General features: G+C 64.0%; 26 protein-coding genes. 9 read left to right on the forward strand and 17 right to left on the reverse strand.

Annotated elements, in window-relative coordinates; translation table 11 throughout:
• Positions 1-113: 113 nt before the first annotated feature.
• Positions 114-299 (forward strand): helix-turn-helix transcriptional regulator, encoded by a 186-nt coding sequence (locus F1609_RS26380; RefSeq protein WP_167079620.1) that lies wholly within the window; start codon positions 114-116, stop codon positions 297-299.
• Between the two features lie 159 nt (positions 300-458).
• On the opposite strand, the gene F1609_RS26385 is transcribed toward F1609_RS26380, so the two are convergent.
• A complete protein-coding gene (locus tag F1609_RS26385; protein ID WP_370661679.1) occupies positions 459-2,222 on the reverse strand; it encodes an ATP-dependent helicase in 1,764 nt (587 codons plus the stop codon).
• Between the two features lie 470 nt (positions 2,223-2,692).
• On the reverse strand, positions 2,693-2,920 hold the full coding sequence (locus tag F1609_RS26390; RefSeq protein ID WP_229422083.1) for a hypothetical protein: 228 nt from the start codon (positions 2,918-2,920) through the stop codon (positions 2,693-2,695).
• A 243-nt stretch (positions 2,921-3,163) separates the two neighbouring features.
• Here F1609_RS26390 and F1609_RS26395 point away from each other — a divergent pair, with 243 nt between their 5' ends.
• From F1609_RS26395 to fghA, 4 genes are all read left to right on the forward strand, one after another.
• The gene (locus F1609_RS26395) at positions 3,164-3,355 is read left to right on the forward strand and encodes a hypothetical protein (RefSeq protein WP_167079622.1); all 192 of its coding nucleotides are present in this window, start codon (positions 3,164-3,166) and stop codon (positions 3,353-3,355) included.
• 41 nt (positions 3,356-3,396) lie between these two features.
• Entirely contained in the window at positions 3,397-3,972 is a 576-nt protein-coding gene (locus F1609_RS26400; RefSeq protein WP_167079624.1) for a chromate transporter, read from the forward strand.
• A complete protein-coding gene (locus F1609_RS26405) occupies positions 3,969-4,562 on the forward strand; it encodes a chromate transporter (protein ID WP_167079626.1) in 594 nt (197 codons plus the stop codon). Before F1609_RS26400 ends, F1609_RS26405 begins: the two co-directional genes overlap by 4 nt.
• 87 nt (positions 4,563-4,649) lie before the next feature.
• Positions 4,650-5,489: an S-formylglutathione hydrolase gene (gene fghA / locus F1609_RS26410; protein WP_167079628.1), complete on the forward strand. Its 840-nt coding sequence runs from the start codon at positions 4,650-4,652 to the stop codon at positions 5,487-5,489.
• A gap of 51 nt (positions 5,490-5,540) precedes the next feature.
• Here the strand turns inward: fghA and F1609_RS26415 are convergent, their stop codons facing one another.
• Positions 5,541-6,119 (reverse strand): HdeD family acid-resistance protein, encoded by a 579-nt coding sequence (locus F1609_RS26415; protein WP_167079630.1) that lies wholly within the window; start codon positions 6,117-6,119, stop codon positions 5,541-5,543.
• Between the two features lie 196 nt (positions 6,120-6,315).
• Between F1609_RS26415 and F1609_RS26420 the strand changes: the two genes are divergently transcribed.
• Together F1609_RS26420 and F1609_RS26425 are read left to right on the forward strand one after the other, a co-directional pair.
• Positions 6,316-7,056, forward strand: a complete 741-nt coding sequence (locus F1609_RS26420) for a phosphoribosyltransferase (RefSeq protein WP_167079632.1) — start codon at positions 6,316-6,318, stop codon at positions 7,054-7,056.
• Positions 7,019-8,008, forward strand: coding sequence for an SRPBCC family protein (locus tag F1609_RS26425; protein WP_167079634.1), 990 nt, complete (start codon positions 7,019-7,021; stop codon positions 8,006-8,008). Before F1609_RS26420 ends, F1609_RS26425 begins: the two co-directional genes overlap by 38 nt.
• A gap of 100 nt (positions 8,009-8,108) precedes the next feature.
• Here the strand turns inward: F1609_RS26425 and F1609_RS26430 are convergent, their stop codons facing one another.
• The 3 genes from F1609_RS26430 to F1609_RS26440 all read right to left on the reverse strand — a co-directional run bounded on the left by F1609_RS26430 (position 8,109) and on the right by F1609_RS26440 (position 12,395).
• A complete protein-coding gene (locus F1609_RS26430) occupies positions 8,109-8,465 on the reverse strand; it encodes a hypothetical protein (protein WP_167079636.1) in 357 nt (118 codons plus the stop codon).
• 56 nt (positions 8,466-8,521) lie between these two features.
• Entirely contained in the window at positions 8,522-11,494 is a 2,973-nt protein-coding gene (locus F1609_RS26435; protein ID WP_229422084.1) for a putative bifunctional diguanylate cyclase/phosphodiesterase, read from the reverse strand.
• Positions 11,495-11,597: 103 nt separating this feature from the next.
• Positions 11,598-12,395, reverse strand: coding sequence for a hypothetical protein (locus tag F1609_RS26440; RefSeq protein WP_167079638.1), 798 nt, complete (start codon positions 12,393-12,395; stop codon positions 11,598-11,600).
• 201 nt (positions 12,396-12,596) lie between these two features.
• Here F1609_RS26440 and F1609_RS26445 point away from each other — a divergent pair, with 201 nt between their 5' ends.
• On the forward strand, positions 12,597-12,941 hold the full coding sequence (locus tag F1609_RS26445; RefSeq protein ID WP_166876897.1) for a zinc ribbon domain-containing protein YjdM: 345 nt from the start codon (positions 12,597-12,599) through the stop codon (positions 12,939-12,941).
• A 53-nt stretch (positions 12,942-12,994) separates the two neighbouring features.
• Here the strand turns inward: F1609_RS26445 and F1609_RS26450 are convergent, their stop codons facing one another.
• The 9 genes from F1609_RS26450 to F1609_RS26490 form a co-directional block, all read right to left on the reverse strand.
• Positions 12,995-13,234: a hypothetical protein gene (locus tag F1609_RS26450; protein WP_167079640.1), complete on the reverse strand. Its 240-nt coding sequence runs from the start codon at positions 13,232-13,234 to the stop codon at positions 12,995-12,997.
• Positions 13,231-14,259, reverse strand: a complete 1,029-nt coding sequence (locus F1609_RS26455; RefSeq protein ID WP_167079642.1) for a DUF3667 domain-containing protein — start codon at positions 14,257-14,259, stop codon at positions 13,231-13,233. Before F1609_RS26455 ends, F1609_RS26450 begins: the two co-directional genes overlap by 4 nt.
• 74 nt (positions 14,260-14,333) lie before the next feature.
• Positions 14,334-17,036: a nitrate reductase gene (locus F1609_RS26460; RefSeq protein WP_167079644.1), complete on the reverse strand. Its 2,703-nt coding sequence runs from the start codon at positions 17,034-17,036 to the stop codon at positions 14,334-14,336.
• Positions 17,037-17,049: 13 nt separating this feature from the next.
• Positions 17,050-18,291, reverse strand: a complete 1,242-nt coding sequence (locus F1609_RS26465) for an NAD(P)/FAD-dependent oxidoreductase (protein WP_195826141.1) — start codon at positions 18,289-18,291, stop codon at positions 17,050-17,052.
• Positions 18,288-18,635: a nitrite reductase small subunit NirD gene (gene nirD / locus F1609_RS26470; RefSeq protein ID WP_167079648.1), complete on the reverse strand. Its 348-nt coding sequence runs from the start codon at positions 18,633-18,635 to the stop codon at positions 18,288-18,290. Before nirD ends, F1609_RS26465 begins: the two co-directional genes overlap by 4 nt.
• A 10-nt stretch (positions 18,636-18,645) precedes the next feature.
• Positions 18,646-21,180: a nitrite reductase large subunit NirB gene (gene nirB / locus F1609_RS26475; RefSeq protein WP_167079650.1), complete on the reverse strand. Its 2,535-nt coding sequence runs from the start codon at positions 21,178-21,180 to the stop codon at positions 18,646-18,648.
• A 12-nt stretch (positions 21,181-21,192) separates the two neighbouring features.
• Positions 21,193-22,497: an MFS transporter gene (locus F1609_RS26480; protein ID WP_167079652.1), complete on the reverse strand. Its 1,305-nt coding sequence runs from the start codon at positions 22,495-22,497 to the stop codon at positions 21,193-21,195.
• A gap of 266 nt (positions 22,498-22,763) precedes the next feature.
• Complete coding sequence (locus tag F1609_RS26485) at positions 22,764-23,906, reverse strand: CmpA/NrtA family ABC transporter substrate-binding protein (protein WP_167079654.1); 1,143 nt, start codon at positions 23,904-23,906, stop codon at positions 22,764-22,766.
• A gap of 30 nt (positions 23,907-23,936) precedes the next feature.
• Positions 23,937-24,584, reverse strand: coding sequence for an ANTAR domain-containing response regulator (locus tag F1609_RS26490; RefSeq protein ID WP_167079656.1), 648 nt, complete (start codon positions 24,582-24,584; stop codon positions 23,937-23,939).
• Positions 24,585-24,762: 178 nt separating this feature from the next.
• On the opposite strand from F1609_RS26490, the gene F1609_RS26495 reads away from it, so the two are divergent.
• Entirely contained in the window at positions 24,763-25,263 is a 501-nt protein-coding gene (locus F1609_RS26495; RefSeq protein ID WP_229422085.1) for a SixA phosphatase family protein, read from the forward strand.
• Between the two features lie 28 nt (positions 25,264-25,291).
• Here the strand turns inward: F1609_RS26495 and F1609_RS26500 are convergent, their stop codons facing one another.
• Positions 25,292-26,221, reverse strand: a complete 930-nt coding sequence (locus F1609_RS26500; RefSeq protein WP_167079658.1) for a hypothetical protein — start codon at positions 26,219-26,221, stop codon at positions 25,292-25,294.
• Positions 26,218-26,742, reverse strand: a complete 525-nt coding sequence (locus tag F1609_RS26505) for a DUF4365 domain-containing protein (RefSeq protein ID WP_167079660.1) — start codon at positions 26,740-26,742, stop codon at positions 26,218-26,220. Before F1609_RS26505 ends, F1609_RS26500 begins: the two co-directional genes overlap by 4 nt.
• Positions 26,743-26,784 lie beyond the last annotated feature (42 nt).

The following is a 26,784-nucleotide window of genomic DNA, read 5'->3' on the forward strand; positions in this document are numbered from 1 at the left end:
TATCGCACATCATCTCTCGCAGCAAAAGGTCTTACCCCTGGAGTATAAGGACGAGGCTCATAAATACGTTTGCTATATCCCAGACTACAGACTAAAAGAACGGGAAGCAGGACGTGACGAAATATCTCGACATCGAAGAACTGGCAGCATTGATAGGACTCCCGCCCTCGACAATTCGCCGATACATGGCAAAACAACCATTTAACCTGCCGCCCAAGAAGCACATTCCGGGCTCAAAAATGATGCCGTGGCGTAAATTTGACGTCGAAAAATGGCTGTACGAACATGGCACGAGCTGAAGTCAGGCGTTTGAAACCCGGCTTTTCCCGCAGACGCTATCTGCACTGTGTGCCCGCTCGCTGCCCTATCGCACGCTGCAGCGCAGTTCTGGCTGTAGACAGTCCCTCGGAATATGTGCACAAGCCATTGACAACGAAAATCCGTCGCTATCAGCTTGTTCACATTCTGCGCACAGCATTCTCGTCAAGCCCCCTCACGGGGCCACAAACTCGTTGGAGAGGGATGGGATTACTGACACTGGTGCCACCGGCCGCGTACACAGCGAACTGGTTACTCCAGCACGAGGTAAGCCGGCCCTTTAGACTAAATTCTGACTGGCCAGCGGCTACTATCGCAGCTAGTGAACAAAGTCCGTGTCGCATAAGAATGGGCAGGTACCAGTTCTTGACCAGCTCGATATCGGCGGGCCAGCGCAGGCCGGGCGCGCGCAGGGCGCGAAACAGGGCAACGAACTGTTCCCAGTCGCCGCCGCTCCTGGCGGGCGCGGCAAATTGCTCGACCGCCAGGAGCGGCTCGGCCGACGCGGCCACCGCGTCCAGCAGGCGGGTGGCGGTGGCGGCGCCGATCCCCGGCACCAGTTGCAGCACGCGAAAACCGGCCACCCTGCCGCTCGGATTCTGGGCAAAGCGCAACACTGACAGTACATCCTTGATGTGGGACGCTTCGAGGAACTTGAGGCCGCCGAACTTGACGAAGGGTATGTTGCGGCGCATGAGTTCGAGTTCCAGCGCGGCGCTGTGGCTGGCGGTGCGGAACAGCACCGCCTGCGCCTTGAGCGCCATGCCCGTTTCGCGGTGCTCCAGGATGCGCTTGCAGACCCAGCGCGCCTGTTCGGCCTCGTCGGGAATGAGCACCAGTTGCGGCAGGACGGTCGAGACCTTGTCGGTCCACAAGGTTTTGGCGTGGCGTTCGAGGGCGGCGCCGATCACGGCGTTGGAGGCATCCAGGATCGGCTGGGTCGAGCGGTAGTTGCGGTCGAGGGTGACGATGCGCGCTTCCTGCGCGAACTGTTTAGGGAAATCGAGAATATTGCGCACCGTGGCGCCGCGGAAGGAATAGATCGACTGGGCATCGTCGCCAACCACCATCACACCCTCGCCGCCCGGCTTCATGCCCATCAGAATCGCCGCCTGCAGGCGGTTGGTATCCTGGTATTCATCGACCAGCACGTGGTCGAACAGGCCGCCGATGTGCTTGCCCAATTCCTCATCGGCCGCCATTTCCGCCCAAAACAGCAACAGATCATCGTAATCGAGCACGTTTTGCTCTTGCTTGGCGTCCACGTAGGCACCGAACAGGGTCTTGAGCTCGGCGTCCCACTCGCTGCACCACGGAAAGGTACTCTGGAGTACCAGCGCCAGCGTCTCGCGGCTGTTGACCACACGCGAGTAAATGGCCAGGCAGGTGCCCTTGAGGGGAAAGCGTTTCTCGGTCCGGGTCAGGCCGATCTCGTGGCGCACCATGCCCATCAGGTCTTCGGAATCGCCACGGTCGTGGATGGTGAACGATTCGTCCAGGCCGATGCGGCCGGCATAATCGCGCAGCAGGCGTGCGCCGATGCTGTGGAAGGTTCCCGCCCACGGCAGCGTGGCCGGCGCCTGGCCGCCACGCAGGCCCATGATCTTGTGCAGCACATTGCCGGCGCGCTGGGTCATCTCGTTGGCGGCGCGCCGTGAAAAGGTGAGCAGCAGGATGCGCTGGGGGTCGGCGCCGCTGGTGATCAGGCGCGCCACGCGGTGCGCCAGAGTATTGGTCTTGCCGGAACCGGCGCCGGCAATCACCAGCAAAGGCCGCGCATCGGCAGGCGCCACTCCGATATCATGCTCGACGGCGGCGCGCTGGGCGGGATTGAGACTGGCAAAGGGATCGTCGACGCCGTCGGCATGGGCGTCAAGGGGAACAGCGCTAGTCATATCGGACATTCAAACTGGAATTGACACGACTGTACATTTATACAGTATTATTACGCAAGTTAAACCGTCATCCCTTTTTTGCCTGAGCCGTCGCACGGCGCCCGCGCCCGGTGTGAAAGCGATGGTCAACAATCTCCATGCTTGCGCTAAGTAGCCGTTTCTAAAGTACTTTTTGGGATATCCACAATCGCTGTGGATAACTTTGTGGATAATCCCCCCTTGACAGTCCGCAAGCGTGTAACGATGCGGGTTTCAACAAAATGCTCATTCGTGAGGCAGAAATAATTCCTATATAAATCAAGCACTTGCAAAGTCAATGGAGAAGGCGGTAAAAAATAATAAGAAATTTCCTACAAGATTTTTTTGTGCATAACCGCCTGTTTTGCACGCAGCTGGAGAGGGGTGGTTCGATAACATTCTGATATGCGTACAGCATCCGGCGCGCGCCGCATTGCTCGCGCCGCCCCACCCTGCGCCGCTCAATGGTGGAGCGTGCTCCGCCGGCGCTGCGGTTCCAGCAAGACCCGCTCGATCACGTCGGGATGGATGTCCTGCGATTTCAGGTACTCGATGGCGGACATGGTATTGCTGCTTTCCTGCACCAGGATCGCATGGTTGACGATGTCGCGCTGGCGCAGGTCCTGGCGCTGGTAATCCGGTTCGGCCAGGGCGAGGCCGCCGCTGGCGTGGCTGTGCTGTCGATTCATGTTGTGATTTCCTTACAGGGCATGGCGAGAACGTCGAAGGGAACCCGATGTTGCCTAACGAGTATCCATCAATAAATATCAAAGTCAATGTCAAGGTTCCATCGAAACAGTAAAAAATATGCTGCCGGCATAGTTTTTTGCGCCATCGTGGCCTTCGGCAACGCAGCGCCTGAGCTTCTCGCGCGCTTTTAAAATGGCAGGTCGCGCCAGTGCGCATCCCCATCATTCATTGCCGAGGACGTCATGACAATCCCAACTGAAACGGTCACTACCGAACCCACCCTCAACCCCGGTGATGAAGCGGCACCCGGCACGCCCGGCGCCGCCGAGGACATTTGCGACGTCTGCAGCGGCAAGGGCAAGCTGGGCGACGGCCGCGCCTGCGCCGAATGCGGCGGCAGCGGACGCGTGATGCGCGGCATCGGCGGCGGCTGAGCTTGCATGGACAGGGGGACGGGCCGGCGCGATAATGCGGCATGACCGACCCGTCCTTTACCGCACGTCCGCGCCCGCAATCGCTGACCGACCTGTTCGTTTCCTTCACCCTGCTGGCGCTGCAAGGCTTCGGCGGCGTGCTGGCTGTCGTGCAACGCGAAATCGTTGAACGCAAGCAATGGCTGACCCATGAGGAATTCCTGGAAGACTGGGCCGTTGCCCAGATCCTGCCGGGGCCGAACGTGGTCAACCTGTCGCTGATGATCGGCGGACGCTATTTTGGCCTGGCCGGCGCCCTGGCGGCGCTGGCCGGCATGCTGGCCCTGCCGCTGGTGCTGGTACTGCTGCTGGCGCTGGTGCATGCGCGCTTTATCGACCATCCGGGCGTGGCCGGCGCCTTGCGCGGCATGGCGGCGGTGTCGGCCGGCATGATCGGCGCCACCGGCCTGAAGCTGTCGCTGGCGTTGTCCAAAAACCCGATGCCGCAACTGTGGTGCTGGACCCTGTGCGCCATCGGCTTCGTGCTGGTGGCGCTGCTGCGGGTGCCGCTGATGTATGTGCTGTCCGGCGTGGGCGGGCTGGCCTGTTTTCTGACCTATCGCCGGATCCGGCCATGAGCGCGCCGGAGATCGTGCCGCAGATCGTGCTCAGCTGGAGCGACTGGCTCAGCCTGTTCGGACACTACCTGATGCTCTCGCTGATGTCGGTCGGCGGCGCCATCTCGACCACGTCCGAAATGCATCGCTACCTGGTGGAACAGCATCACTGGCTGACCCAGGCGCAATTCAACAATGCCATTGCCCTGGCCCAGGCCGCGCCGGGACCGAACGTCCTGTTCGTCGCCCTGATGGGCTGGCAGGTCGGCATGAACGCCGGCAGCACCGGCGCCGCCTTCCTGGGGGTGGCGGTGACCATGTGCGGCATCTTGCTGCCCTCAACCGTGCTGACCTGGTACGCCGCCCAATGGGGCCACCGCAACCGCGAATTGCGGGCCGTGCGCGCCTTCAAGCAGGGCATGGCGCCGGTCGTCATCGCGCTGTTGCTGTCGACCAGCTGGATTCTCGGCAGCGCCAGCCAGCGCTTCGCCACCGACTGGCCGCTGTGGCTGCTCACGGTGGCAAGCGGACTGCTGATCTGGCGCACCAGGCTGCACTTGCTATGGATACTGGCAGGCGGGGCCGTGCTCGGCTGGCTGCAACTGGTGTAAAGACTTCCGGGAACGGGGGCCGCCGGGGCGACGGACTTGCCCGCAACAAGGCATACTTGCGCCATCATTCACCACTTGGACGGACCGATGCTCGAACTTTTATCAGAACACGCCTGTTTTGGCGGCGTACAACGCTTTTACCGCCACGAATCGACGGCGACCGGCCTGCCGATGCGCTTTTCCGCCTTCATTCCGGCGGCACCAAGCGGCCAGAAACTGCCGGCCCTGTTTTACCTGGCCGGCCTCACCTGCACCGAAGAGACCTTTGCGACCAAGGCCGGCGCCCAGCGCGTGGCCGCGCAGGAAGGCCTGATCCTGATCGGCCCCGACACCAGTCCGCGCGGCGCCAACATTGCCGGCGAAACCGAGGCATGGGACTTCGGGGCCGGCGCAGGCTTTTACCTTGACGCCACCGAAGCGCCGTGGAGCAAGCATTACCGCATGTTCAGCTACCTGCTCGAACTGCACGCGCTGGTGATCGCCGAACTGCCAGTCAACGCCGCCAAGATCGGCATCTTCGGGCATTCGATGGGCGGCCACGGCGCCCTGGTCACGGCGCTGAAACGCCCCGACCTGTTCCGTTCGGTCTCGGCATTCGCACCGATTGCCGCCCCCACCCTCTGCCCATGGGGCGAGAAAGCCTTCAGCGGCTACCTCGGCGCCGACCGCGACAGCTGGAAGCAGTACGACGCCAGCGAGCTGATGCTGGCGATGGACGCGCCCTTCCCCGGCGGCATTCTGATCGACCAGGGCCTGGCCGACAAATTCCTGGAACAGCAGCTGCACCCGGAAGCCTTTGAAGCAGCCTGCGCCAAGGCACGCCAGCCGCTCGACCTGCGCCGGCACGACGGCTACGACCATGGCTACTACTTCATTTCCACCTTCATGGAAGACCATCTGCGCTTCCATCGGGCGCAGTTGGGCTAAACGCCACCAGCAGCACAGGCATTGCGCGTCATGCCTGTGCTGCGCACTTCATTAAACCGTCCCCGCCGCCGGGCTGCTGCGTCCGGCATTGATGCGCGACCAGGTACGCACGCGCACCGACAGCGCGACCAGCAACACACCGGTAAAGATCGCATATACACCGATCATGGTGGCCAGCATGACGGCGCCGGCACCGAGCGGAAACAGCAAGACGATCAGGCCGAACACGATCGACACCACGCCGCTGAGCAGCAACAGCCACTCGCCGCGCATGTATTTGCGCACGCGGATGGCGATGACGATATCGATCACCCCGCTGATCACCGCATTCGCGCCCATCAGGAGGATCAGCGTGAGCAAGGTAATGGCCGGGTTGAACGTGGCCAGCACGCCGACGGCCAGGCTGACGACGCCAAGCAGCATCAGCATCCACCATTGCCGGTCGTCGCTGCGGTATCGGATGGCGGCAAATATCCAGACCGCGCCGCCCAGCAACGCAAATGCGGCGAACAGGGCTGCCAGGGTCAGCAACGTGAGCGCTGGCCACGCAATCGCAAGTACGCCGAACACAATGGCAATGGCGCCGCGCACAGCGAGCAGCCACCAGTTGCGCAGTAAGGTGTCGTTCATGAGATCTCTCCTCCCTGATCGTTCAGACAGCGGGTACGCGGTTTTGATCGACGCAAAATGGCATGCCTTGCGCCAGATCAATCGTGCGCCATAAAGACACGGGAAATACGCACGGCAGACGTCGCCGTCCTTAAAAAAAACATCCTCATTTGGCGAAATTCGTGCAACCGAAACGCCGGCCATCTGTCGAAGAGGTATGGCTACCTTCCAACGCTTCAAAAACCGCATGCAGGCCGGCAAGCTTCTGTCCCAGGCCTTGATCCGTCACGCCGCTTGCGACGACGCGCTGGTGCTGGCCTTGCCGCGCGGCGGGGTTCCGGTCGGCTTCGCCATCGCGCGAGCGCTCGGCCTGGCGCTCGACGTGCTGCTGGTGCGCAAGCTCGGCCTCCCCGGCCACGAAGAATATGCCATGGGGGCGGTCGCCAGCGGCGGCATCCGTGTCCTCAATATGGCGGCCATCCGCGCGCACCGGATCGGCGCCGCGCAGGTCGATGCCGCCTGCGAACGCGAACTGCGCGAGATTGCGCGGCGCGCCCGCCAATACCGTGGCGCGCGTGCCGAACCCGATCTGGCGGGCCGCACCGTCATCCTGGCCGACGATGGCCTGGCCACCGGCGCCACCATGTGCGCGGCGGCCCGGGCGGCGCGCCTGCGCGGGGCGCGCCGCATCGTGGCCGCCGTACCGGTCGGTGCGCCCGACAGCTGCGCCGCGCTCGCCGCCCAGGTCGATCAACTGGTCTGCCTGAGCCAGCCGCCCGATTTTGGCGCGGTCGGACGCTGGCACCGGGAGTTCGACCAGACCGGGAACGAGGAAGTGCAAGACCTGCTGGCCATCGCCTGGCGCGACCAGGCGCGCGAACGCAACCTTCATCCACCAACGCAAGCGAACGGAGAACACCATGAAACAGACGTCCGGACACGATCTTCACCTCGGTAAATGGGTGGGCGGCGCGGCGCTCGGCGCGCTCGCCATGTACATGCTGGACCCGGACCGGGGGGCGCCGCGGCGGGCGCTCTCGGGAGCGAAGCTGCGCGACCTGGGCCGGCAGGGCGGCGACATGCTCGAGAAAGTCGTGCACGACGTCAGCGAGCGCATGGGCGCCGCCGGCAATAGCGGCCCGGGCGGCGCGGATGGCGCAACCATGGCGGCTACCGGCCAGCACCGGACAGAGCCCGCCTCGGCAACGACGAGCGACGGCGACAGCGCCCGTTCATTCACCATGCAGTCGCCGTGGAGGCCGGCGCCGCGCAATGCCGCCATGCCGGGCGGCGGCACGCCCGGCCTGGCCGGCATGCTGATCGGGCGCATGCCGCTTGCCATGATCGTGGGCGTCGCCGGCGCGGCGCTGCTGTTGCGCTCCATGCGCAACGGCGCCTTGCCCGGGCTGTCGCGCCAGCAAGAGCGCAGCGGCATGGTCGATATCGAAAAAACCATCAGCATCGACGCCGCGCCCGAGCGGGTATACGAGCTGTGGACCAGCTACGACAACTTCCCGCGCTTCATGGCGAATGTGCTCGAGGTGCGCGATCTCGGCAACCGGCGCTCGCATTGGGTGGTCAAGGGTCCGGCCGGCAGCGAGTTCAGCTTTGATGCCGTGCTGACCGAACAGGTGCGGCCGCACCGCCTGGCCTGGCGCAGCGAGCCCGGCGCGCAAGTCGAGCAAACCGGATCGGTGCGGCTCGAACCATCGCGCGGCGGCACGCTGGCCACGGTAAGCCTGTCGTACCGGCCGCCGGCCGGGGCTGTTGGGCAGGCGGTGGCAACGCTGTTCGGCGGCGATCCGGAACGCGAGCTTGAAGAAGATCTCGGGCGCATGAAGATCCTGTTGGAAGGCACGCCGATGCCGCGCGCCGGCGATCAGCCGGGACAGACACCGATGGCGCAGTAGTGCCATCGATTGTCGCTGCGGCAGCGCTCCAGCTGCCGCCGCTGCAAGCGCCCTGCCCGCTTACTTGAGGCCAGCCCGGACGCCGGACTAGCGGCGCGCCCTAAAGACCAGGCTGATGTGGCCTGGCAGGACCGGTAGCGGACAAATGATTCGGGTCGCGTGCGCCAAACCCGGCCATGATGGCGCCCGCGCGCGCCGCCGTGGCCGCGTCGTTCGCATCGACCACCAGCATGCATTGCGCCCGCTGGACCGCGACGTAGTTGCTGTCGTAGACGTGCTGTTCGCTTTCGCCGGGCGTATTGCCAACGTAAAAATTGCCTTCCACCGGCCCCGCTTCGTCGTTATGTACCTTCAGTTCCAGCGCAGCGGCGTCGAAGCCGTCGGCCAGCAAGGCGGCGCGTGCCTCCTCCGCCTTGTCGAAGTCGTCAAATACTCCCAATACCGCATGTTCGATCATTGCCCGTTCCTCATTGTTGGATGTTTCAGGCGTCGACCCGCGCAGGGCCGCACAGTTCAATGCAAGCCCGCTACCGGCGCTTCATCGGCCACTGCCGCTTGCACAGGCGCCTTGTCTGGCGTGCCCAGCGAGCTCACCAGCAGATTCAGTTCCTCGTCGACGATAAAACCAGCGGCCGAGCTGACGGTCAGCAAGATATCCGGCGCCATCGACGATGCGATCACAAAACCTTGCACGTAGTCCACCCCAATATCGGCCAGGGTCTGCACCGTGGCGCGATCTTCGGCCCATTCGGCAATCGTCTTCATGCCCAGGTTGACCGCCAGCTTGACGATCGCCTCGACAATGGCCACGTCGGCCGGATGCGCATTCATATTGACGATAAAATTGCCGTCGATCTTGAGAATGTCTGCCGGCAGCTCCTTGAGGTAGGCGAAGGAAGTATAGCCCGCCCCGAAATCGTCGAGCGCCACCTTGACGCCGAAGTTACGCACCTGGTCGATGAAACGGCGCGTGTTGTTCAGGTCGTGCAAAGCGACGCTTTCGGTGATTTCCATGCACAGCCGGCTGGCCGCGTCGCGGTGGCGGCGCAGGATGTCGATGGTGTCCTGGATGAAGCGCTCATCGTTGAGCGAGGCGCCAGACAGGTTCATGCACACGAACTGGGTATTGACCAGCATGTCGGCATTGCGCTCGATCCAGCTCAAGGTGGTCGACAGCACCCAGCGGTCGATGATGCCCATGCGCCCGCTTTTCTCGGCGGCGGCGATGATGGGTCCTGCCGCCAGCAAGGTGCCGTCCGCTTCGCGCATGCGCAGCAAGACCTCGAAGTTCATGGAGTCGTACGGCATCTTGAGCGACATGATCGGCTGCATTTCGAGCACCATGCAGGCGGTCACGTCGTTGGCCGAGAGGCGCTCGACCAGGTTCAGCTCGGCTTCGCGCTCGACAAAGGCCGTCGAATTGCGCTCGTACACCACCAGGCCGTCGCGGTGGCCGCTCTTGGCTTCGCGGCAGGCGCGGTCGGCGGTCGAGACGGCATCTTTCATTTGCATGCCGGGCTGCACCTCGATCAGGCCGATCGAGCCACGCACATGAAAGGCCTTGTCGCCCACGCGATACGGCGTGTTGCCGATGCGCCCGACCAGACAGCGGCAGATCAGCGCCGCCACCCGGATCGAGGTTTCCGGCATGATGATCACGAATTCGTCGCCGCCCACGCGGCCGATGCGCTGGTCGCCGCTGAGCACGGCGGAGATGCGTTCGCACACTTGCTTGAGGACTTCATCGCCGGCCAGGTGACCGAACAGGTCGTTGATCAGCTTGAAGCGGTCGAGGTCGAGATACGCCAGGGTCATCGGCTTGAAGCAGGCTTGCTCGAACACGCGCTCGATGCCGCGCCGGTTGTAGACCTTGGTCAGCGCATCGTTGTTGGCCATGAAGCGCAATTGCTCGGTGGCTTTGTACTGCTCGGTCGTATCCTGCAGCACGCCTTCGATCTTGCCGCGCGCCAGGGTTGCGCGCACCAGGAAGCAATGCGCGCCCGTCCGGTCTTCGATGCGCAGTTCCGCATCGGGCTGATCCTGCACCAGGCCGGACAGGGTGCCCCAGACGCCGTCGGCGAAGAATTGCTGGAAGTTCTTGCCGGCGATGACGGCCGCGTCGGCGCCGAGCATGCGGTGCATGGTGGGGTTGGCGCTGAGGAAGTTTCCTTCCAGGTCGAGCGTGAACAGGCCGACCGGCATGGCTTCGTAGGTGTGCTGCAATTCGGCCTGGGCCGCGATGCGCTGTTCGGTTTCCTGGCGCATCTGTTCGGCCACCGCCAGCGCGGCCAGCAGGCTCGATGCGAGCGCGGCCGTGACGCTGTTGACCAGGCCGGTCAGGTCGCGCACGCCGAGCGCGGCGGCGACCACTTCCGCCAGGCCCGACAGCATGGTTACCGCGAACGAAGCGGCAAACCAGAACGCCACCCGCATGCGCGACTGCGACATGACGTTGACCAGCCCGAGCGTCATCAGCACCAGTCCATAGGCCACGAAGCCCCACATGACGGGCAGGAAAATATGGTACGGCAGCAAAACCGAGAGCGCCAGCAGCGGCAGGCAGCACCACTCGGCAAAGCGCAGCGGCGCGCGGTAGCGGGTGTTGGCCAGCCGCTCGCGGAACAGGGTCTGGTACAGGGTCAGGGTCGAGATCGCATACAGGGCGATGGTCAGGGCACGGCCCGGCAACAGCCAGCGGTCCGGCACGACCTGGCCCAGCCACTGGATATCCCAGCCGGCCGAGAGCGCGCCCATGCGCAGGTTCAGGATCAGCCAGCCGGCCAGCAGCACGTACAGGGCCTGGCGGTTGATCAGCGCGGTCGTGAGCACGAACAGGGTCAGCACGATCATGCCGCCGTCGAGCAGGCCCGACTTGCGGTGAAACTGCTGCACCGCCAGCGCCAGGTCGTCCACCTGCCATTGCGTCGCGCTCAAGCGGGCCGGGCCGATGAGCACGGCGCGGCACAGCACGCTGTACGGTCCCTGCGCCTGCGCAGCTTGTATGGCGCCCTGCCCTGAAGCCAAGGTCAGGGCAAACCCGGCCCGCAGTGGCGCCAGGGCACCGGTTGACACGGAACGGGTGGAACTTCCCAGCGAACGCATGGTCGCGCCATCCCAGCAAGCGATCTCGGTCATGTGACGTGAAGGAAATTCAATCACCATTCCCGCCTGCGCGTCGGCAAGCATGCTGAACCAGAGCGGATCGGGCGACATGCGCGTTTCGCGCGCGAGCACTTCCGGTAAACCGGTTACCTGCGCCAGCGCCTGGCGCGGCGCGAGCGTGGCATCGGGGTGCGCCATGACGCGCAAGGCCAGCGGCTGGCCCTCGACGGTGCGGTACTGGTTGCTCCAGAACACCAGCGCCAGCAGCGACAGCAGCGCGATGGCGAGCGGAACCAGATAGAAAGAGAGCAGGCGCAAGGACGCTTCGAGAGCGTGCTGGACGCGGTCGCGTGTTGCTTGGGACGAGGAAGTCGGCATTGACATGGGCGGCATCCGGCTGCACAACTGGCGCCGCCATGCGTTGCTCTTCGGCGGCAATTATGTCAAAGCATACATCGTTACTCTCGCGCCGTCACAGTTTGATTGACTACGCGGCGAGCCCAACAACAACGGCACCTGCGGCCTGCTGACTGCGCGGCAAGCCATGTTTCCAGGCAGCAGGAAGGTGGCGGCCGAGATCAATGTCCGGATGGCGCGTGTGGCAAAAGAAATCGAGCAAGGGATGGCGCGCCGCTTCCCAACGTTCCTGGCCGCTGGCGATGTCGAAGTACATGATCCGGTGCGGCATATTGCCGACGTGGCGCAGGATCACCGGGTCGCGGCTGGCGAACACATCGGTGAACAGCAGTTGCTCGTACTGGCGATCGATCGGGGCGCGGCCGCTGACCACCGCCGTATCCACGCCGTTGTGCTCGCAATGCTCGAAGCAAGCCTTGATCAGCGCCAACTTCACCTGGCGTCCAATGCGCCCCTCCACAATGCCGAGGCGGGTCACTTCGGCCAGCCGCTGCGACGCCAGCCACAGCGGCAGGTCGACCGATTCTTCCACATGCAGCGCCTGGCGAAAATTGGTCTGGATCCGCACGCTGCCCAGCGCGCTGCCATCTTCTTTCGATTCGGCCAGCAGGATCACCGTGTCGCCGTCATGGTCGGCCGCTTCGGGCTGCTCCAGCGACCTGGCAAACTCGGGCAGATGGCGCGCGTAGGCGGCCTGGCGAACGGCAACTGCTTTGCGCAGGTCGGCCTCGGTGCGGACCGGGCGCACGGTGAAAGGCAGCAATTCGATCTTCACCGGCGCGCCGACGCCGGCCCGGTCAGCCAGCACAGGTGCTGGACGGCGGCTGCTGCTCAGTTGCATGAAGCTAAGTGGGGTAGTCGGTGCCATGGTGATGCTCCTCGTTCTGTTTTGAATTTGTTGATGCTCTGAGGCAATTATCAGAGTTATCATCCAATTCGAAGGGCTAAGAAGAGCCATGTTTGCACCACTGTTTACCAAAAGCATTGTTTCTACTCAATATGCAACTGTTCGTACAGCTAGGTCAGGCTGTATACTCATCGCCTTTCAAGCAACTACAGGACAATTCCTATGAGCGCACTTCCTCCCTGCCCTAAATGCAATTCAGAATTTACTTATGAAGACGGCAGCAATCTCGTGTGCCCGGAGTGCGCCCACGAATGGAGCGCGCAGGAAGGTGCGGCGGCGGCCGATGAGGGGCCGAAGGTTTATCGCGATGCCGCCGGAAATGTGTTGCAGGATGGTGACACTGTCAGCGTAATCAAGGATTTGAAGCTCAAGGGATCGGGCGGCACGGTCAAGATGGGCACCAAGGTCAAGAATATCCGCCTGGTCGACAGCGACCACGACATCGACTGCAAGATCGACGGTTTCGGCGCCATGAGCCTGAAGTCGGAGTTCGTCAAGAAGGTGTAATCAAGCCGGCCGGATGTTGCAAAACCGGGGACAGACCCCGGAGCGCCCGGCAGCTAATCGCCATCCATGGCATCTGCGACATCATCGGCAATACTCAGGCCGCAGTCATCGGGATAGCCGTCGTCGCTGCGCCGACGGCGCTTTGAGCGGTAGATCAACAGCAAGCCAAGCAGAACCAGCACCGCTCCGCCCGCCGGCCATGCCCAGTCGGTGCGGTCGAAGGTCAGCAGCACGATCAGCAAACCCGCGATGCTGGCCAGATAGCCCGTCCATTCCATGATGGCGGTCTTCATGCGACGCTCAGCAGCAGAATCAAGGCCATGTAGAGCAAGAAGACCACGCCCGCCATGCACAACAGCGCCACGGTGCGCCACAAGGCCTCGCCACGGCTGAGCGCATACGCGCCACGCAGTTGCAGGAACATATGGACCGGTGGCACCAACAGCACCAGGGCGCCCGCCACAACGCCCAGACCGGCAGCCCCGATCGCAAACACCAGCGCAAACATGAGCGCCATGAACGACAGCGAGTACAGCGAAAACACCGCGTGGTCGTACATCGTCACGCCGCGCCGCCAGAAGAACAGCAGCCACAAGAAGGGCAGCGAAATCGGCACCAGCAAGAAGGAAAACTTGGCGCCGCTGCTTTTGAGCTTATAGAGCGTCAACGCCGGATTCTCGGCTGCATGCTTGATGGCGGCGTCCAGCGCCGGCCAAGGCGTTTTCATGGTGAACTTGTCTGATGAAAACCAGCGACGCTCGCTTCCGGCAGCGCCGGTTCGGTCGAATAGCTCCAGCACTTTCTCGGCGCCGGCCAACTCGGCTTTGGCTTCCGCCTGTCCGCCTTGGTCGGCAGCAAGCAGCGCCGCCTTCGCCTGCTCCACCTCGCGAACGAACTCCGCCCGCGCTTCGGCCTTCGAGGCGGGGTCCGAGATGTTCACGCGCGTCGGCCCGCTGCTGAGCGATGCCACAAAAAACAGGAAGAACACCAGGAACAAGAACAAGGCCAGCGGCGACACGAAGCGGGTGCGCTGGCCATCGATGTAGCGACGCGTCAGCTCGCCCGGCCTGGCGACCAGCATCGGCAGCGTGCGCCAGCCCTTGGCATCGAAGTGCAGAATGCCGTGCAACACCTCTTCACCCAGATGCAGCAAGGACTTGTGCACGTGCGCGTGCTGCCCGCACAGATGGCAGAACGGGCCGCTCAGCGCAGCGCCGCAGTTGGCGCACGTGCTCGCATGCGCGTCGTGTCCGCCGTGCCCGTGCTTGCCCGTTTCCGCCACTCCCAAGGCACTTGCCGCTTCCAGTTCCATCGCCATCGTGGTGTTCCCGCAGGTAAATTTGTTTTATGCGGGCAATAATATCATTCGCATCACAATTGCAGGCGACATTTTCAGGCTGCTTCGCGCGCCCGCGTCTGCATTAACAGCACTTTGATCTCAGGCACGCAGGAGCCGCAATTGCCGCCGGCTTTCAGGCAGGCCGTCACTTCCGGCACCGTTTTCAGGTCCTGCTTGACGATCGCGTCGCAAATCGTGTTGCGTCCGACGCCGAAGCAGGAACACACGGTCGGCCCGGTATCAAGCCGCATGCCGAGCGCCTGCCCGGCCAGCAGCCCGGCGCGGTCGAGCCGGGTGAGCGACTCGCTGGCGAACAGACTGGCCAGCCAGGCGCGCGCCGGCAGGTCGGTGCGCGGCGAGAGGAAGATGCACTGTTCGATGCGCTCGCCCACCACGTGCACGGCGCGGTACACGCCATCGCTGGCGTCTTCGTAATCGAGCCAGTCGGCATCGTCAGTCACGCCGAGCAGCGTACGCGCCCAGGCGGCGCGTTCGCGCAACTGGCCGCGCCCCGCCATTTCGTAGCGTGCAAAGCCGCGTCCCTGCACCCGCGTCCAGTGCGCGACCTGGTCCAGCGCCAGTTCGCTGCGGCTGAGCACAAAGGCGTGCCACGCCACCCCGAAACGCTCCACCTGGACCGGCGTATGCTTGAATTCCGGCTCGCCCGAGAGCGGATCGACCGCCGGATTGACCAGGGTGCCCACGCGCGCGTCGGACGCGGTCTGGCCGTTCCAGTGAATCGGCACGAACACCGATCCGCGCGCGATGCCGCCGCCGTGCTGCACGCGCGCCACCATTGCGCCCCACTGGCTCGACACGCGCGCCAGCTCCCCTTCGCGCACACCGTACAGCAGCGCGTCTTGCGGATGCATGTCGATGAAGGCTTCGGCCGTGTGGTCGGCCAGGCGCGGGGCGCGCCCGGTGCGGCTCATGGTGTGCCACTGGTCGCGCACGCGTCCCGTGTTGAGCACCAGCGGATACTCGGGATCGACCGCATTGACCGGCGCGCGCGGCGCCGTGGCGATGAAGCGCGCCTTGCCGTCGGCATGGGCGAAACGGCGGTCGGCGAACAGGCGCGCACTGCCTTGGAGGGCGCCATCGGCGCCGCGCCGCACCGGCCACTGCACCGGTTCGAGCGTGTCGTATTCGTGGGCCGTCAAGCCGCACAGGCCGGCCAGATTGAACACGCGCGCGCCCCCGTTGCGGAACACGCTCAAACGCGCATGTTCGTCGAAGACCGCATGCGAACTGTCGAAGTCAAAACCGTCGAAGCCCATGCGCCGCGCCACGTCGGCCAGAATGCGCCAGTCGGCGCGCGCTTCGCCGGGCGCCGGCAAAAAGGCGCGCTGGCGCGAAATCAGGCGCTCGGAGTTGGTGACCGTGCCATCCTTCTCGCCCCAGCCCAGGGCCGGCAGCAGCACGTCGGCAAAGGCGTTCGTGTCGGTGTTGGCGACGATGTCGGACACCACCACCAGCTCGCACTTTTCCAGTGCGCGCTGGACCTGGTTTGCGTCCGGCATGCTCACCATGGGGTTGGTGGCGATCACCCACACCGCCTTGACCGTGCCCGCCTCGATCGCCTTGAACAGGTCGACCGCCTTCAAGCCACCCTTCTCCGCAATGCACGGCGACGACCAGAAGGTTTGCACCGTGTCGCGGTGCTGCGGATTGTCCAGGTCCATGTGCGCGGCCAGCATATTGGCCAGCCCGCCCACTTCGCGCCCGCCCATGGCGTTCGGCTGGCCGGTGATCGAAAACGGACCCATGCCCGGCTGGCCGATGCGGCCCGTCAGCAGGTGGCAGTTGATGATGCTGTTGACTTTATCGGTGCCGGCCGAAGACTGGTTCACCCCTTGCGAAAAGGCGGTGATGACTTTCGTGGTCGCCGCGAAGCCGCCGTAGAAGGCCATCAGGTCACTTGGCTCGACGCGGCAGTGGCGCGCCACCGCCAGCGGATCGGCGCAATCGACCTGCGCCGCGTCCAGCGCCTGCGCCAGGCCGTTGGTGTGCGCGTCGATGAAGGCCGTATCCTGCACGCCGCTTTTCGCCAGGTAGCTGAGCAGGCCGTTGAACAGCCACACGTCGGTGCCGGGTTTCACCGGCAGGTGCAGGTCGGCCAGTTCGCAAGTGGCGGTGCGGCGCGGATCGATGACGACGATGCGCACTTCGGGGCGCGCGTCCTTCAGGCGCGCGATGCGCTGGAACAGGATCGGGTGGCACCACGCCGTGTTCGAGCCGACCAGCACCACCATGTCGGCCAGGTCGAAGTCTTCGTAACAGCCTGGCACCAGGTCGGCGCCGAAGGCGCGTTTGTGGCCCGCCACGGCCGACGACATGCACAGGCGCGAGTTGGTGTCGATATTGGCGCTGCCGATGTACCCTTTCATCAGCTTGTTGGCGACGTAATAGTCTTCGGTCAGCATCTGGCCCGATACATACAGCGCCACCGCATCCGGCCCGTGTTCGTCAATAATGGCGCGCAGGCCGCCGGCGACGCGCTCAAGCGCTTCCTCCCACGATGCCTCGCGCAGCGCGCCGTCCTCGCGCACGGCCGGGTGCAGCAGGCGGCCTTCGAGCCCGATGGTTTCGCCAAGCGCGGCTCCCTTGACGCACAGGCGGCCGCGATTGGCGGCGTGGCTGGCATCGCCCGCAATAGCGATGGCGCCGTCGGGCAAGGGCGTGGCGGTGACGCCGCAGCCCACGCCGCAGTAGGGACAGGTGCTGCGCACCGCGCAAGGGATTGGGGAGAGGTTCAATTGGGGCTCCGTGTCAGGCGGCTTGGGCGCACAGGGCTTCGCCGAACAGCAGGCGGCTGCGCATGGCCGATATGTCGGTGCGGTTCTGGATCAGGCCGAAGTACCACGGGCCGTCCTGCACGTCGCCGTACAGGACCGCGCCCGCGATGCGGTTACCGGCCAACACCAGGCGTTTGTAAATGCCGCGGCGCGGGTCGCGCAACACCAGATCTTCGCTGCCCTCGCCGCCGATAAAGTCGCCGACAGAGTACAGGTCGACACCGGTTACTTTCAGCTTGGTCGGCGTGGCTTGCTGGACGTAACGGCGATGGCCGTTGCGCGCCAGGTGCGCGCCGCAGACCTTGGCCTGGTCCCAGATCGGGGCCACCAGGCCAAACGTGGCGCTGCGGTGCTGCACGCATTCGCCCACGGCGTAGATGCGCGGATCGTAGGTCTGCAAGGTGTCGTCCACGACGATGGCGCGCTCGCAGTGCAGGCCGGCCGCCTTGGCCAGTTCGATGTTCGGGCGCACGCCGGCGGCCATGACCACCAGGTCGGCCGGGATTTCGCTGCCATCCTTGAAGCGCACCGCCTTGACGCGCACATCACCTGCGATCTCGCTGGTGTGTGTGTCGAGCCGGAAGTTCAGGCCCTTGAGTTCGAGCGCGGTTTTCAGGAGCAGTGCGGCCGGTTTATCGAGCTGCTGGTTCATCAGGCTGTCCATCACATGCACCACGGTGACCTGCATGCCGCGCCGCAGCAAGCCGTTGGCCGCTTCCAGCCCGAGCAGGCCGCCGCCGATGACGACCGCGTGGCCGCCGCTGCGGGCCGCTTCCAGCATGGTATCGACATCCTGGATGTCGCGAAAACCGATCACCCCCGCCAGCTTGTGGCCCGGTACCGGCACGATAAAGGGTTTGGAGCCGGTCGCCAGCAGCAGGCGGTCGTACCAGACTTCGCGCCCCGACGTTGACCTCACCATGCGCTTGCGGCGGTCGATGTGCACCACCGGGTCGCCCGCATGCAGGGTGATGCCATTGGCGGCGTACCATTCGCGCGTGTGCAGCATGATGTCGTCGATGTTCTTTTCGCCGGCCAGCAGCGGCGAGAGCAGGATGCGGTTGTAATTACCATGCGGCTCGGCGCCGAACACCGTGATGGCGTACAGCTCCGGCGCCAGCTTGAGCATTTCCTCGACCGTGCGCATGCCGGCCATGCCGTTGCCGATGACGACCAGCGATTGCCTGGCGACGGGGGCTGTCGTCGGGAGTGTCATGCGCAGACCCACACCTTGCCGTCTTCGACCCGCGCGCGGTAGCTCGGCACCGAGTGTTCCGGCGCTTCCAGGCATTCGCCGGTGAACAGGTCGAAGTGCTGTTTGTAGATGGGCGAGGCCACCACGGTCCGTTCGCCCAGGCTGCCCACCAGCCCGCGCGAGAGCACCGACACGCCGCTGTTCGGATCAACGTTCCCGATGGCGAAGACGCGTTCTTCGGCATCCTTCACATGGAACACGGCGACCTGTTCGCCGTTCAGGAGCGCGCACACGCCGGTGTTGGGGACGATCTCGTCGAGCGAGCAGACGGCGGTCCAGTTGGTCAGTTCGATATCGCGGTGCATGAGCTTCTCCTTAGGCGGTTTTGACGATGAGGGGGATGACGCGCTTGCGTTCTTCGATCGTGGCCGGGCGAATCTGGCCGCGTTCGGGCATGAAGACCACGTTCTGGTCGGCCAGGTCGCTGTTGACGAAATGGCGGAAACGCTGGCGCGTGGCCGGATCGTTGACGGCGTTCTTCCACTCGCAGGCGTAGGTGTCGACCACGTGCTGCATGTCCGCTTCGAGTTCGGCGGCCAGGTGCAGCTTGTCGTCGATGACGACCGACTTGAGGTAATCGAGGCCGCCTTCGAGGTTGTCGCGCCAGACGCTGGTGCGTTGCAGGCGGTCGGCGGTGCGCACGTAGAACATCAAGAAGCGGTCGATGTAGCGCACCACGGTTTCCTGGTCCAGGCTTGATGCGATGAGCTCCGCGTGGCGCGGCTTCATGCCGCCGTTGCCACACACGTACAGGTTCCAGCCTTTTTCGGTGGCGATCAGGCCCACGTCCTTGCCCTGCGCTTCGGCGCATTCGCGGGTGCAGCCGGAGACGCCGAACTTGATCTTGTGCGGCGTGCGCAAGCCCTTGTAGCGGTTTTCGAGTTCGATGGCGAAACCGACGCTGTCGGCCACGCCGTAGCGGCACCAGGTCGAGCCAACGCACGATTTGACGGTGCGCAGCGACTTGCCGTAGGCGTGGCCGGACTCAAAACCGGCCTCGATCAGCTCTTCCCAGATCAGCGGCAGCTGCTCGACGCGCGCGCCGAACAGGTCGACCCGCTGGCCGCCGGTGATCTTGGTGTACAAGCCATATTTTTTGGCGACCATGCCGACCGCGATCAGTCCATCGGCCGTCACTTCGCCGCCCGGCATGCGCGGCACCACCGAATAGGTACCGTCCTTCTGGATGTTACCGAGGAAGTAGTCGTTCGAATCCTGCAGGCTGGCGTGTTCGGGCTTCAAGACGAAGTCGTTCCAGGTCGAGGCCAGCACGTTGGCGGCCACAGGTTTACACACATCGCAGCCGCGCCCCTTGCCGTGCTGCGCCAGCAGGTCCTCGAAAGAGGTGATTTTGCCGACCTTGACCAGATGGTAGATCTCCTGGCGCGAGTACGGGAAGTGTTCGCAGACGTGGTTGTCGACGGCCATGCCCTGCTTTTTCATCTCGGCCTTCATCACCTGCGTGACCAGCGCCACGCAGCCGCCGCAGGTGGAACCGGCCTTGGTGCAGCTTTTCAGCGCGCCGATGGTGGTGGCCCCGCCGCACACGGCGGCGCACAGGTCGCCCTTCGATACGTCGTTGCAGGAGCAGATCTGGGCGGTGTCGGGCAGCGCATCCACGCCCAGGCCCGGCCGCGCCTTGCCATCGCTTTGCGGCAGGATCAGGAATTCGGGCGATTCGGGCAGTTCGATTTTATTCAACATCATCTGCAGCAGGGTGCCGTACTCGCTGGCGTCGCCCACCATCACGCCGCCCAGCAAAAATTTGCCGCAGTCGGAGACCACGATTTTCTTGTAGACCTGTTTGCGTTCATCGGTGAACTGGTACGAGCGGGAGCCGGGGCTGGCCGCGTGCGGGTCGCCAATGCTGGCCACGTCCACGCCCATCAGTTTGAGCTTGGTGCTCATGTCGGCGCCGGTGAAGGCTGCCGCTTGTTCGCCCAGCAGGTGGCGTGCCGCCACACGCGCCATGTCGTAGCCCGGCGCCACGAGGCCGAACAGCTGGCCGTTCCACAGCGCGCATTCGCCGATGGCGTAGACATCCGGATCGGACGTGAGGCAGCTGTTGTCGATGGCGATGCCGCCGCGCGGGCCGATCGCCAGCCCGCACAGGCGCGCCAGGTCGTCGCGCGGGCGAATGCCGGCCGAGAAGACGATCATGTCGGTATCCAGATGGCTGCCGTCGGCAAAATTCATGCGGTGCGTGCCGTCTTCGCCGTCAATGATTTCCAGCGTGTTCTTTTGCGTGTGGACGGTCACGCCGAGGTCTTCGATCTTGGCGCGCAGTACGCGCGCGCCGCCATCGTCCACCTGCACCGCCATCAGGCGCGGGGCGAATTCCACCACGTGGGTTTGCAGCTGCATGTCGCGCAGGGCCTTGGCGCATTCCAGACCAAGCAAGCCGCCACCGATCACCACCCCGGTTTTCGAGCGCTTGCCGCATTCGAGCATCGCTTCCAGGTCTTCGATGGTGCGGTAGACGAAGCAGTCCTTGCGGTCCCTGCCGGCCAGCGGCGGCACGAACGGGGTCGAACCGGTGGCGAATACCAGTTTGTCGTAGGCCAGCACGTCGCCGCTGCCCACGGTGACGGTTTTCGCTTCGCGGTCGACCGCGACCGCCTTCGCGTTCAGCTTGAGCAGCATATTGCCGCCCTCGAAGAAGCCGGCCGGCACCAGCGACAGGTCGGCGGCCGATTTACCGGAAAAGAATTCGGACAGATGCACGCGGTCGTAGGCGGCGCGCGGCTCTTCGCACAGGACCGTCACTTCCAGCCCAGGCGCTCCGGTGGCGCCGAGCGACTCGAGGAATTTGTGGCCTACCATGCCGTGGCCGATGACGATGATCTTCATGCTGATTCTCCCTTAAGCGACGGCGTTGTTGACGGCGACCGGACGGTCGTCCGCGGCGGCGCTGAGCCGGACCGCGATGGCGCACAGCGCCGACAGCAGCACCAGGCCACTGAGGATGGTGAGGGTCTGGGCGATGTCGCCCGTGCCCTTCATGAGGAAGCCCGCAGCGACCGCGCCCACGTTGCCGCCCGCGCCGATGATGCCGGCCACGCCGCCCAGCGCACGGCTGTCGATGAATGGCACCAGCGCGTAGGTGGCGCCGCAAGCCATGTGGGTGAACAGGCCGAAGACCAGCATGGCGATGACGGCAAAGGCGACGCCGTCGGCCTTGGCGAACCACAGCAGGCCCGCGCCTTCGCCGATCATCAGCACGAACAGCAAGGTGACGCGGCTGTTGATGGTGCCGCGAATGGCCATTTTGTCCGACACCCAGCCGCCCAGCGCACGGGCGAACAGCGCCAAGAGGCCAAAGCTGCCGGCTGCCATGCCGGCTTCTTTCAGGCTCAGTTTGAAGTGGTCGACGTAATAGACGGCGGCGATGTTATGGATGAAGATCTCGATGCCGAAGCAGGCGCCATAGGTGACGAACAGCAGCCATACGCGGTGATTGGCGCTGGCGGCCTTGAAGCTCTCCCAGCCACCTTTCTTTCCACCTTCGATCGGTATGCCGGCGGCGCGCATGGCGTCGTAGTTGCCTTGCGGGCAGTCCTGGGTAAATTTCCAGTACAGGCCGGCCATGACGATCATCAGCACGCCGGGGACCAAGAGGGCCACGCGCCAGCCGAGCGCGTCGCTCACGCCCAGCATCAGCAGCGCGCCGACCAGGAGGGGCATCAGCGCCTGGGCCGCGCCGCCGCCGGCGTTGCCCCAGCCAGCGGCGGCCGCGTTGGCGGTGCCCACCACTTTGGGGCCGAACATGACCGAGGTGTGGTACTGGGTGATGACGAAGCTGGCGCCCACGGCGCCGATGCCGAGGCGGAAGAACAGGAAGCTTTCGTAGCTTTGCGAGGCGGCCACCCCGAGGACCGGAATGGCCCCGAGCAGCAGCAGGCCGGTGTAGGCCTTGCGCGGGCCGAAGCGGTCGCACATGGGGCCGACGACCAGGCGGACCAGGATGGTGATGGCGACGGCGGCGATGTTGATGTTGGCTACCTGGGCCAGTGTCAGGCCGAATTCGCCTTTGATGATGGGCATCAGCGGCGCGCAGGCGAACCAGGCGAAGAAGCAGACGAAGAACGCCATCCAGGTCAGGTGGAAGGCGCGCATCTGCGGGGTGCCGATACTAAAGAGTGCGATGGTGTTTGCTTTGGTGGCCATTTTTTATCCCGTTAAAAACAAAAAGGCGTCCGACCAGACCCGGTTGTCAAAACCAGGTTGGACGGACGCCGTTGTCCTGCCGATCCGTCGTTAGATCAGCGCAAGTTGTTCAGGGGATCGCCATTGATCCGATACGTATTGATTAGCAAACGCCGTGCCAGCGGGGGCAAGGGGCGGTATGCGTCGTGGCAGGGTGGAATTGAAGCGGACGCTACATTGCGGTGCACAATGCCCGAAAATGATGCGTCCGTGCGTGCGTCGCCCGCTTATTGGCGAATCGGAAACGACCCGGCATAGCCGCGCGGATCGCTGCCATCCCAGCGCACGCCGTCGATCAGGGTCGAACTGCGCATGTTTGACGCCGGCAGCTCGGTGCCGGTCATCTCGGCCGCGCCCTTGTACAGGTCGATCCGGTTGACCGCCTGCGCCTGCGCCAGATAATCCGGCTCCCCGCGCAGCAGGCCCCAGCGTTGATGCTGGGTCATGAACCACATGCCATCCGACAGATACGGAAAATTGACCTCGCCGTCACCATGAAAACTCAGGGGGCGCTGATCGGTCCAGCGCTCGCCCGCGCCGTTGTCGTACTGCCCCATCAGGCGCGCCGCGATGGCTTCCCTGCCCGTGTTCAGGTACGCCGACCCGGCCAGCACCGTGGCCGTGCGCTCCTTGTTGGCGCTTGACGCCTCGATCCAGCGGGCCGCGTCGAGCAGCGCCGCGATCATGGCGCGGCAGGCGCCCGGCTCGCCCGCCGCAAACGCCGCCGTCGTCCCCAGCACCTTGCCCGGATGATCGGGCCAGATCTGCTGGCTGGTCACCGCCGTCACGCCCACGCCCTCGTCAATGGCGCGCTGGCCCCATGGCTCGCCTGCGCAGAAGCCGTCGATCATGCCGGCGCCCAGGCTGCCCACCATCTGGGCTGGCGGCACCGTCAGCGCGCGCGCCTGGCGCAGCGGGTCGATGCCGTGCGCCGCCAGCCAGTAATACAGCAGCATCGCGTGATTACCGGTCGGGAAAGTGTGGGCGAAGGTGGCGCTGCGCGGCAGGTCGCGCAGGTGCTGCGCCAGGCTGGGGCCATCGAGCGCGCCCTGCTCCGCCAGGGTGCGCGACAAGGTCACCGCCTGGCCGTTGCGGCTCAGGTTCATCAGCACCGCCATGGCCTGCTGCTGGCAGCCGATGCCCAGCTGCACGCCGTACATCAGGCCGTACAGCACGTGGGCGGCGTCGAGCGCGCCCGATTTCATCTTGTCGCGCACATTGGCCCATGAAGTCTCGCGGCTGAGCACGATCCGGATGCCGTACTGGCGGTCGAAGCCGCACTCGGCGGCCATGACCAGCGACGCGCAGTCGGTCAGGGGCATGAAGCCGATCCTGACCGTGCGCAATTGATTGTTGATTATCCCTGCCATACCACTCCTTGTGTTCCCGCCGGCGCCGATTCAACCGAGCAGATCCTCGACATCGAGGATGCGCTGGGCAATTTCGGCCAGCTTCAGATTCTTGTTCATCGCCATGCTGCGCAGCTTCTGGTAGGCCTGGTCTTCGGTCAGCCGGTGATGGGTCATCAAGATGCCCTTGGCGCGGTCGATTACCTTGCGCTCGGCCAGCTTGTGGCGCGTCTCGCTCAGTTCGGCCAGCAGCTTCTGCTCCTGGCGGAAACGGGCCAGCGCCACGTTCAGCACCGGTTTGATGCGCTCGGACTGCAAGCCGGCCACGATATAGGCCGACACGCCGGCGGCCATGGCCGCATCCATGCTGCTGGTGGTGTCGTCCTCGGTGAACAGGACGATCGGACGGCGCTCGTCGCGGGTGGCGATGACGATGTGTTCGAGCACGTCGCGCGCGTCGGATTCGGCATCGATGATGATCATGTCGGGCTGGAGTTGGGCAATCCTTTCGGGCAGGTAGATATCGGCGGGCAGCGATGCGACGATGTCGTAGCCCGATTCGAGCAGGCCGATGCGCAGCGCATTGCCGCGCAGGACCTGGACAGCCAGGGCGGCGTCGTGCTCGCCGCCGTCCGGCACGATCGTGTTGACGACGACAATGCGCAGCTTGCGTGGGGATTGCGCGGGAGTTCTGGACATTTTATTGGTTGAGAGTGTGGCCATGTACTTACCATACAAGCAAGATACGCGCCAACCACGGCTATGCCGGCCGATGGGATCAAACGGGCGGTGGCGCCGGGAACAGTTGCGTCCTCCACGCAGCCTGCGCTACATTGCTGTTCTTATTTCCCGACTATTCAGAAAGCCGAGCATGCGCATGCGTTCCTCCCTCTTCGGCGGCGTCCTTCTCGCCGCATCCCTGCTGGCGCCCGGCCTGGCGGCTGCCGATCCGTCCATCATCTACCTGGTCCGGCATGGCGAAAAGGCATCGGCCGAGAAAGATCCTGACCTGACGATGCGGGGCAAGGCCCGCGCCGGCAATATTGCCGCGATTCTCAGGTCGACCGGCATTACCCATATTTACAGCAGCACCACGCAGCGCACGCGCCAGACGGCGCAGCCGCTGGCCAGCGCGCTCGGCCTGGCGGTGCAGGTGTACGACCCGGCGCAGGGCGCCAGACTGGTCGGGCAGGTCAAGGCGGCGGGCGGGACGGCGCTGGTGGTGGGTCACTCGAATACGGTGCCCGATCTGGTACGCCTGTTCGGCGGGAAACCGGGCGCCGATATTGGCGACGATGAATTCGACCGGCTGTATCAGTTGATCGTCGACAAAGATGGCGCCGTGACGACCGTGTTGCTGCATTCGGTGGCGAACTGAGGGTGCAAGGATCCCATGTAGCCGCCCGCTAACTCTCCGTCGCCATGGCGGACACGTCGCAGGCGTGCTCCCCGGGGTCGCGCTGCAACTTGATTTCGCTTAGCAGGCGCGGGCTGATGAATTGACGAAAATCATGGACCCGTTGCCGTTTTTCGGGGGACAGGTAACCGGTAGACGAGTTGAGTAATTCGGTTCCCAACTCCATGAAAAAATCGATGCTCTCCATTTGCGGGCCGACCACCAGCCTGGTGATCGATTCGAGCAGTGCCGCGTCGAACAGGGCAATCGCACTGGACAAGGTTTCGGGTGCGTCGACAGGGTCGTCGTTTTCCAGGATGTTCCAATTGAGGAAACGAATCGCGGAGAAAAATGACGAACAAATTTCTGTTGAGGTCAGGGCGCGGCGGCCGGACGACTCGGCCGGCCTCAGCGTGGTGATCGGCACCTCGACTTTTGCGACGAAGCTGCCCTCGGCGGTCTGCAAAAACCTGCATTGGCGGACAAAACGCTCGGCACTTGCCTGGGACTCGCTGATATCGTCGCCCATCTTGAAGCGCGCGCACCGGTACAGGCCATCCTGCATGTTGGTCACGAAGGCGACCAGCTCTGCCAGGGGAATAGCGCCGTAGCGCGTGGCGTCACCGATGAAGCGGGTGACGAAGCGTGTCGGCACGGTCTGATCGGTGACCGCCGCAGCGCGGTTCAACAGGTCGCCCACGCTGCCGTATCCGTAAACGTCCACCAGCGCGTTTGCGCTACCGTGTAACAAACTCGCCGCGCTCGGCGCCGAGACGTCCTCCGGTAGCGCGACAGTATAGTTGCCTTGGATGCCGAGCGACTTCGGCGCCGCATAAAAAACCGCGCCGCGGACGCGACGCGTCTCATGCCAGCCGGCCTCAAGCAAAAACGCTGTTAGTTCGCCGGCGAGTAACAATAGGTCGTTGAGCTTGTCTTTCATAGGGCGATTCCGAGTTGGACGAATCGGTCACGAATAAATCCTACTCCAATTTTGTTCGTCTTTGGAATCGCAATCCTGACGCGCCGACGATTTGCGCTGGCCTGGGCATCTACTTCCGGAACAAACCAGTATGCGGTACTCGCCAAACAGAGTTTTCCACTATTCAATGTGACGCACTGTGGCGGCGCGGGATCGATAATGACGAGGACAAGATGAAGCGGAGGAAAACCGGCGCGGCGATAAATCAGATCGTTATAGTTTTTCACTTCCAGATCGAACTTGATAGCGTCTGCAGAATCAACGATGCCAGACAGGCCGGTTGCCTTGGTTTGAAACTCAAGCTTAAATCGAGAATCCATAAAACGGCCTTTACCGGATGGCTCCACGCGGCGTAAAACAGGACAAATGATGAGATCGACACCGTGATCCAAACCTGGATCGATCACTTTGAAACCGCTCCCGTACGCGAGAAGCCTGACAAACTCACGCGAAATGGCTTCCTTTATCTGCTGTTCAGTCATTGGCAATTCCCCTTAATCGAGCACCCCCAACTCAAGCGCGCT

Origin of the sequence: Massilia aquatica (assembly GCF_011682045.1) — a bacterium.
In the GTDB taxonomy this organism is placed as follows: domain Bacteria; phylum Pseudomonadota; class Gammaproteobacteria; order Burkholderiales; family Burkholderiaceae_D; genus Telluria_A; species Telluria_A aquatica.